The sequence below is a fragment of the uncultured Cardiobacterium sp. genome (genome assembly GCF_938028185.1).
Classification (GTDB): Bacteria; Pseudomonadota; Gammaproteobacteria; order Cardiobacteriales; family Cardiobacteriaceae; genus Cardiobacterium.
Genome location: NZ_CALJAH010000144.1, coordinates 1 through 6,229, shown reverse-complemented (window position 1 = coordinate 6,229; position 6,229 = coordinate 1). Strand labels below are relative to the sequence as shown.

Sequence of the window (6,229 nt, the reverse complement as noted above, 5' to 3'; positions counted from 1 at the left end):
CGACATCTGCGTCTATACCAACCACAACATCATTACCGACGAATTGAAGGGCTAACACATGGATAACAAAACCGAATACCGCGACCTCAACATGACCCCGCGTGAAATCGTAGAAGAACTTGACCGCCACATCATCGGCCAGAAAGCGGCGAAGCGCGCCGTGGCCAACGCCCTGCGCAGCCGTTGGCGCCGCCGCCAAATCCCGGAGCCGATGCGCAGCGAAATCACCCCGAAAAACATCCTGATGATTGGCCCGACTGGCGTCGGCAAAACCGAAATCGCGCGCCGTCTCGCCAAGCTCGCCGAAGCGCCGTTCGTCAAGGTGGAGGCGACCAAATTCACCGAAGTCGGCTATGTCGGCCGCGACGTGGACAGCATCGTCCGCGACCTCGTCGAAACCAGCATCAAGCTCGAACGCGAACGCGCGCGCAAACAGGTGCAAACCAAAGCGCGCGAAGCGGCGCTGGAGCGCGTACTCGATGCCCTCGTGCCGCCCGCCAAAGGCGGCAGCAGTTGGCACGACGGCGCGAACGTCCCGGAAGACAACCCGGCGCGCAAAACCTACCGCGAACGCATCCTGCGCGAAGAGCTGAACGACAAAATCATCGAAATCGAAGTGCGCGACCAACCGACCGCCGCGCACGTCGAAATCATGGCGCCGCCGGGGATGGAAGACATGAGCAGCCAGCTCTCCGAACTCTTCCAGAACCTCGGCAAACAGCGCACCAGCAAACAAAAAATCAAAATCGCCGACGCGCTGGTGCAGCTCGCCGAAGAAGAAGCGGACAAACTCGTCTCCGAGGCAGACATCAAACAGCAGGCGATAGCGAACGCCGAGCAGAACGGCATCGTCTTCATCGACGAAATCGACAAAGTGGCGAAACGCAGCGACGTCGGCGGCGCGGACGTCTCGCGCGAAGGCGTGCAGCGCGACCTTTTGCCGCTGGTAGAAGGCTCCACCGTCTCCACCAAATACGGCATGATCAAAACCGACCACATCCTGTTCATTGCCTCCGGCGCCTTCCATCTTGCCAAACCGTCTGACCTCATCCCCGAGCTGCAAGGGCGGATGCCGGTGCGGGTCGAGCTGGACGCGCTCGGCGTGGACGACTTCCGCCGCATCCTCACCGAGCCGGATCACAGCCTGATCAAACAATACACCGCGCTGCTCGCGACCGAATCGCTGCACCTCGAATTTACCGACGACGGCATCGAAAAAATCGCGGAAATCGCCTACCACGTTAATAAAACGACGGAAAACATCGGCGCGCGCCGCCTGCACACGCTGATGGAGCGGCTGACCGAAAGCCTGTCGTTCGACGCTGCCGACCGCCCGGACGGCGACCGCATCCGCATTGACGCCGCCTATGTGGAAAACGCCCTCGGTGAGTTGTCGCAAAACGAAGACCTGAGCCGCTTCGTGCTGTAACGGCTTCTCACAAAAATCAAAATCCCGCCGGAATGGCGGGATTTTTGTAGGGTGGGGCTTGCCCCACCTTGTGCCGTTTATAGTGATCCTCATAAAGTGCTGTACGCCGGTTTATGAGCGTCGCCGGAGAGCCGCATAGGTCGGGCATTTATGCCCGACATTTTGCGAGTATCGCTATAGTCGTTCACCCCTCCCGTTCGACAAAGGCGGCGGCGATGCCGATGACAACGTTCGCCGCCTGCTCCATCACGTCCAGCGAGATGTATTCCAGCGGGCCGTGGAAATTGGCGCCGCCGGTGAAGAGGTTCGGCGTCGGCAGTCCCATGAAGGAGAGGCGCGCGCCGTCGGTGCCACCGCGAATGGGCTCAATCACCGGCTCGATGCCCTGCGCGCGCATCACGTTTTCCGCTATTTCAATCAGGTAGCGGTGCGGTTCGACCTTCTCGCGCATATTGCGGTAATGCTCGTGGATTTCCACCGTGCCGCAGTCCGCGCCGTAGTCGCGCTGCATCGCGCTCATGGTGTCGGTCAGCATTTTGCCCCAGGCGGCGAGCTCTTCACGGGTGAAGCTGCGCAGCGCGTAAAGCAGGCGGCAGGCTTCGAGTGAGCCTTCGATTTTGCGGAGGAAGATGAAGCCTTCACGGCCACCGCTGGTTTCCGGCGCGGGGTGCGCGGGCAGGCGGCTCTGAAATTCGCAGGCGCGCGCCCAGCCGTTCACCATTACCCCTTTCGCCGTGCCGGGGTGGACGCTGCGGCCGTAGAGGGTGACGACCGCTTCGTCGGCGTTGAAGTTTTCGTACTGCAATTCGCCGAGGCGGCTGCCGTCAATGGTGTAGGCGACGTCCGCGCCAAAAGCGGCGACGTCAAAGTGATCCGGGCCACGGCCAATTTCTTCGTCCGGGGTGAAGGCGATGCGGATTTTGCCGTGCGCGATTTCCGGGTGCGCCTGCAAATATTCGATGGCAGCAAGGATGATGGCGATGCCGGATTTGTCGTCCGCGCCGAGCAGCGTCGTGCCGTCGCTGGTGACGAGCGTATGCCCGCGCAGTTCGCCGAGCTGCGGGAAGTCCTGCGGCGACAGCACCGCGCCGCTGCCTGCAAGCCGGATGTCGCCGCCGTCGTAGTGTTCGACGACTTGCGGGCGGACGTTCTCGCCGCTGAAATCCGGCGCGGTGTCAACGTGCGCAAGCAGTCCTAGCACCGGCACGGCGCGGTCGGTGGTCGCGGGCAGGGTGGCGAAAAGGTAGCCCTTGTCGTCCAGGGTGATGTCGGCCAGCCCCATCGCCGTCAGTTCGTCGCGCAGCAGATGGAGCAAATCCCATTGCTGCGGCGTACTGGGGACGGTGGCGCTTTTCGCGTCGGAGGTGGTGTGAACTTGAACGTAACGCAACAGGCGCGTGAGCAGGGGCTGTTTCAGGTCGGCAGGGGTCATGATGTTTCCTTGAGATGAATGGAGCGGTCATGATAGCGCTGCGGGCGGACGGTGGCGTGCGCCATGCGAAAAAAGCCGGAGGATTCCGGCTTTTTTCGGCTATCGCGATGGGCATTACGCCAAATGATCCCGCGTCGCGGCGAAGCGGATATCGGGATGGCGCTCCTGCGTCAGTTGCAAATTGACGCGGCTGGGGGCGACGTACACCAGCTGGCCGTAGTGGTCGTGGGCGAGGTTCGCCTGGTTTTTGTCGGTAAAGGCTTTCAGCGCCTTGTCGTCCGGCGCTTCCACCCAGCGCGCGGTGGCGACGTTTACCCCTTCAAACTGGCACTCGACGTTGTATTCCGTCTTCAGCCGCTCTTTGACGACGTCAAATTGCAGCACGCCGACCGCGCCGAGGATTAAATCGTTGCCAAGCAGCGGTTTGAAGAATTGGGTCGCGCCTTCTTCGCACAGTTGCTCCAGCCCTTTCAGCAGCGCTTTCATTTTCAGCGGGTCTTTGAGGCGGACGCGGCGGAACAGCTCCGGCGCGAAGTCGGGGATGCCGGTGAATTGCAGATCTTCGCCTTCGGTGAAGGTATCGCCGATGCGGATGGTGCCGTGGTTGTGGATGCCGATGATGTCGCCGGCGACGGCGGTGTCGATGTGTTCGCGTTCGGCGGCGAGGAAGGTGAGCGCGTCCGGGATTTTGACGTCGCGTGCGAGTCGCACCTGGCGCAGTTTCATCCCCGGCGTGAAGGTGCCGGAGTTGATGCGCATGAAGGCGATGCGGTCGCGGTGTTTCGGGTCCATGTTTGCTTGTATTTTGAAGACAAAGCCGCTGAATTTGCCTTCTTCCGGCGCGACGGCGCGGGCGGTGGTGGCGCGGGCGCGTGGTGGTGGCGCGTACTCGGCAAAGCCGTTCAGCATTTCGCGCACGCCGAAGTTGCCAATGGCCGAGCCGAAGTACACCGGCGTCAGTTCGCCGCGCAAATAGGCGTCGTGGTCAAAGGGGTTGCCCGCTTCGCGCAGCAGCTCGATTTCGTCGCGGAAGGCGGCGATGCTGTCCGGCAGCAGTTCGTCGAGGCGCGGGTTGTCGAGGCCCTGCACTTCTTCGCCGTTATTGACCAGCGCGCCTTTGCCCGGCTCGTAGAAATAGACTTTGTCTTCCAAGAGATGATAGACGCCGCGCAGGGTGCGCCCCATGCCAATCGGCCAGGTAACGGGCGCGCAGCGGATTTTCAGCACGTCTTCCACTTCGTCGAGCAGGCTCATCGGCTCGCGTCCTTCGCGGTCTAACTTGTTGATAAAGGTGAAGATGGGCGTATCGCGCAGGCGGCAGACTTCCATCAGCTTGATGGTGCGCTCTTCCACGCCCTTGGCGCAGTCAATGACCATCAGCGCGGAGTCCACCGCGGTCAGGGTGCGGTAGGTGTCTTCGGAGAAGTCTTCGTGGCCGGGGGTGTCGAGCAGGTTGATGACGCGCCCCTGGTACGGGAACTGCATCACCGAGCTGGTGACGGAGATGCCGCGCTCCTGCTCCATTTTCATCCAGTCGGAGGTGGCGTGGCGCGCCGCCTTGCGCCCTTTGACCGTGCCAGCGAGCGCGATGGCGCCGCCGAAGAGCAGCAGTTTTTCGGTGAGGGTGGTCTTGCCCGCGTCGGGGTGGGAGATGATGGCGAAGGTGCGGCGGTCGCGGTAGTCGTTGGAAAGGATGTCGCTCATGGGATTTTGGCTATGAAAACAAGGGCGCGGATTGTAGCGCAATCGCCGGGCGGGGCGGCGCTTTTTGCGCTATCCTCACCGCAGTTTTCAACTGGAGAACGCTCATGGAACTTTTTTCGTTACAGGGTCAAACCGCGCTCGTCACCGGCGCCGCGAAGGGCATCGGCAAGGGCATCGCCACCGTGCTGCGCCGCGCGGGGGCGGAAGTCATCATCGCCGACATTGACCGCGAACACGGCGAAGCGACCGCCGCCGCACTGAGCGGGCATTATCAGCCGCTGGACGTGCGCGCGCAGGACAGTTGCCGCGCCGCCATCGCCGCTGCCGTCGCCCGCTTTGGCGCGCTGGACATCCTCTGCTCCAACACCGGCATCTTTCCGCAAAAAACACTCGCTGAAATGACGGAAGCGGACTGGGACGAAACGCACGGCATCAACCTCAAAGGCACGTTTTTCATGGTGCAGGCGGCGGCAGAAACAATGCGTCCGCGCGGTTACGGCCGCATCGTCATCACCTCGTCCATCACCGGGCCGGTGACGGGATTCCCCGGCTGGAGCCACTACGGCGCGAGCAAGGCGGGGCAACTGGGCTTCATGCGCTCGGCGGCGCTGGAATACGCGCGCTTTGGCATCACCATCAACGCGGTGATGCCGGGCAACGTGCTAAGTGAAGGGCTGAAAGCACAGGGCGAGACGTACCTCGCGCAAATGCGCGCCGCCATCCCGACGCACACCCTCGGCACGCCGGAAGACATCGGCTACGCCGCCTGCTTCCTCGCCAGCCGCGAAGCCGCCTACATCACCGGGCAGACGATTATCATCGACGGCGGGCAAATCCTGCCGGAATCGGCGGAAGCGCTGCTATAAGTGAAGGCAAAAACCCCGCTGCGGCGGGGTTTTTCGCTGTGCGGAGCGCTGCCCCGCCGTGCCATAATGCCCGTCCCTTCAATCACAGGAGATAACCATGAAAAACACCACCTTTTGCTACCTCGCTGGCGGATTGTCGCTTCTCGGCGGCATCCTCGCGCTTGCCAACCCCTTCGCCGCCAGCCTGACCGCGACCGTACTCGCCGGTTGGAGCTTTATCGCCGTCGGCACGCTGATGCTCATCGCCGCCAACCACCCGCTTGGCTTCCATCTCGCCGTGTTCCTCCTCGGCCTGCTGGTGCTGGCGCTTGGCGTGCATCTTGTCTTTGACCCGCTGCGGGGCGTGGTCTCGCTCACCGCCGCCGTCGGCAGCCTGCTGCTGGTCGCGGGCATCCTCCGCATCAGTGCCGCGCTGCGCCTCTACGGCTATTTTCGCGGCACGCTGCTGGTTTCCGGCCTACTCTCGTTCGTCCTCGCCGTGCTGATTTTTGCCGACTTCCCGCAATCGGCAAACGTCATCCTTGGCCTGTTCCTCGCCATCGAACTGCTCTCCAACGGCATCTCGCTCATCGCCCTCGGTATGGCGCGCAGTCGCTATTGAGCGCATAACGACGCCCGCAAAAAGCCCGCCAATATGGCGGGCTTTTGTTTGGCTATACCATTCCGCCGTGAACCTTTGCAGGTTGCGTTAAGAGCTGTTTACAATTGAAAAATTCCCCTAGCGCGTGTTTGCTCTCCCCTTCAGGGCAAAGCCCGTAGGGGCGGTTAGGACGAAGTCCGTAACCGCCCGAACGATAG

The 6,229-nt window shown here is 62.2% G+C and carries 5 protein-coding genes; 3 read left to right on the top strand and 2 right to left on the bottom strand.

Annotated features, from left to right (window positions below):
• Positions 1-58: 58 nt before the first annotated feature.
• The gene (gene hslU, locus Q0349_RS04430) at positions 59-1,429 is read left to right on the top strand and encodes an ATP-dependent protease ATPase subunit HslU (protein ID WP_298079670.1); all 1,371 of its coding nucleotides are present in this window, start codon (positions 59-61) and stop codon (positions 1,427-1,429) included.
• Between the two features lie 184 nt (positions 1,430-1,613).
• On the opposite strand, the gene pepT is transcribed toward hslU, so the two are convergent.
• Positions 1,614-2,846: a peptidase T gene (pepT, locus tag Q0349_RS04425; RefSeq protein ID WP_366916274.1), complete on the bottom strand. Its 1,233-nt coding sequence runs from the start codon at positions 2,844-2,846 to the stop codon at positions 1,614-1,616.
• A gap of 129 nt (positions 2,847-2,975) precedes the next feature.
• The gene (locus tag Q0349_RS04420; protein WP_298079668.1) at positions 2,976-4,565 is read right to left on the bottom strand and encodes a peptide chain release factor 3; all 1,590 of its coding nucleotides are present in this window, start codon (positions 4,563-4,565) and stop codon (positions 2,976-2,978) included.
• Between the two features lie 104 nt (positions 4,566-4,669).
• On the opposite strand from Q0349_RS04420, the gene fabG reads away from it, so the two are divergent.
• Positions 4,670-5,431 carry a 3-oxoacyl-ACP reductase FabG gene (gene fabG / locus Q0349_RS04415; protein ID WP_298079667.1) on the top strand — a complete coding sequence of 254 codons (762 nt, stop codon included), beginning with the start codon at positions 4,670-4,672 and terminating at the stop codon, positions 5,429-5,431.
• Between the two features lie 97 nt (positions 5,432-5,528).
• On the top strand, positions 5,529-6,032 hold the full coding sequence (locus Q0349_RS04410) for a DUF308 domain-containing protein (RefSeq protein ID WP_298079666.1): 504 nt from the start codon (positions 5,529-5,531) through the stop codon (positions 6,030-6,032).
• Positions 6,033-6,229 lie beyond the last annotated feature (197 nt).